The organism is Deltaproteobacteria bacterium, from assembly GCA_019309045.1.
Taxonomy (GTDB): Bacteria; Desulfobacterota; Syntrophobacteria; order BM002; family BM002; genus JAFDGZ01.
Genome location: JAFDGZ010000199.1, coordinates 1 through 2,197 on the forward strand (window position 1 = coordinate 1; position 2,197 = coordinate 2,197).

The 2,197-nt window shown below is 52.9% G+C and carries 1 protein-coding gene; it reads left to right on the forward strand.

Annotated features, from left to right (window positions below; translation table 11 throughout):
* Nucleotides 1–566 precede the first annotated feature (566 nt).
* Nucleotides 567–1,895, forward strand: a complete 1,329-nt coding sequence (locus tag JRI89_17745; GenBank protein ID MBW2073076.1) for a hypothetical protein — start codon at nucleotides 567–569, stop codon at nucleotides 1,893–1,895.
* Nucleotides 1,896–2,197: the final 302 nt, after the last annotated feature.

The window sequence follows — 2,197 nt, forward strand, 5'->3', positions numbered from 1 at the left end:
TTAGCCACCCGTCTTCGCTAATGCTACGCCGCGCCAGGCCTTGCGGAGAGAGATTGGCGCAGGAATGAGCTCCCTGCAAAGCTCAACAAATCACACTCAAACAACTATTGCGCAGGACGCACGACATCAGGCGAAGATCGCGCGAAGCGCTGGATCTACCGTGCGCCCAATGCCATGGAAACGGCACAAGGCATTCGGCGAAGATAGCGCAAAGCGCCATCGCCTCCTAGCCTCCTAGCTTCCCAGCCTCCTAGCCTTTATGCGCCCTGCGCCCTGCGCCCTCCTTGTATCTCTTTATAATCCCGTGTGCATTGAAGCATACGTTTTTTGTTGCTGCGTCAGGGAACGGCTGGAATGGCCTGAAGGGCGGCGTGGAGCCATCTCCTTAAATTTCTAGCACAAATTTTCTCGAGCTGCATCGCTATAGATAGCGTGTTCTTTTCGAGCAAATCTGGTCTGAAACTTGCCATTAATAAGGGAACCTGTTGTCAGCAACATATCTGCAAGAGACAAATTCAACGATTAAGAGAAGATAGAGAGATGGGTAGAGCTGGAGAGGTTGGCGTATGTATAAAAAATGTCTCTTTCGACATTATCTTATTGGTATCATTGCGTTTTCTTTATTGATATTTTTCCTGCTGCCGCCTGCTTCTGTGCAGGCGGCAGCAGTTACCCTGGCCTGGGATGGCAACACCGAGCCTGACCTGGCTGGCTACAGCATCTATGTGCGCGAGGGTTATGCGCCCAGCAAGACTTCCTACACCCGCCGCATTGATGTATCACTTGCCTCGCTGGGTGGAGACACTTCTTCGCCCCAGTATACGGTCAGCAATGTCAGCGACACCAGGACCACTTACTTTGCAGTGACAGCCCGCGACAGCAAGGGCAACGAGAGCGGGCTCTCCAACGTGGTCTCTTATGTGCCAGCTGATTCTTCCCGGTCTGATTCATCAGCAGACGACTCGAACACATTCGAGTCCAGCAGCACTCCCATGTTCTGGGGTTACATTGGCTGGGACTGGCAATCTTCGGAAAGCAATGGAGACAACAGCGCTGACAGCACCAGTGACAGCAGCGCAGACAGTGCTGATGCCAACACTGATTCAGGCTCTACAGAGATTCCCTTCGAGGTTGGCGAGGTTGTGGTGGACAGCGGCTGGACGTGGGTCTCTTTCCAGGGCTACTACAATGACCCCGTGGTGGTGGCAAAACCCCTGAGCCTCAACGACGAGGAGCCTGCGGTAGTGCGCATCAGAAACGTCAAGGGCACCGGCTTCGAAATAATGGTGCAGGAATGGGATTATCTTGACGGCGTGCATGAGGAAGAAAAGGTCAGCTACATGGTCATGGAGCGGGGCAGCTACATCCTTGCAGATGGAACCGTGATCGAGGCCGGCCGCTTCAAGGTAAAGAACACAAAGTTTGTAGGCGTGCAATTCAGCAGCCGCTTTCACCAGGTGCCAGTGGTGTTGACTACAGTGATATCTTTCTGGGGTAGAGAGGCGGTGACCGGCCGCATGCGGGGCATAACTGAACAGGGATTTGAGTTTCACCTGCGGGAGCAGGAGCTCAACATGCAAAAACACACGGCCGAAAGCATCTCGTACATTGCCTGGGAGCCTTCAATGGGCAGCCTGAACGGCATTGGTTTTGAAGTAAGCCGGACTGGCAAGACCATAAATCACGACTTCCAGAACATTCAATTCCTCAGCGGGTTTTCGAGTCCTCCACTGTTCCTGGCAGACATTCAAACCCACGAAGGAGGCAACACAGCCAACCTGCGATGGCAGAACAAGAGCAAGCTCGGCATCGATATAAAGGTTGCTGAGGAACAGTCCCTGGACCCCGAAGTCAACCACATGGCCGAGGTAGTAGGTTACATGGTTTTCGAGTAATGTGGTTGCCCGGCACTGTTTAAATTAGCCACTCTATCCTGAACATCCATAGAAAATTGATGACATCTATAAAGGAAGTATCTGGGAGTTGACAGTATTATCGCTGAAAGGCCTGGCGGGGAGTGGGTGAGCACGGGAATAAGCTCGCTTATTCCTGGGCTCACACGCTCCACGCAGTCACGATGCGCCAGCAGCGTGACACCGCAACGCGGGGCCTGCAGGCGAGCCAACCACTATCAAACACAAGTCTATCCGTGAAATCTGTGACATCCGTGTCGAAAAAAGGAGGTCAACAGAACATA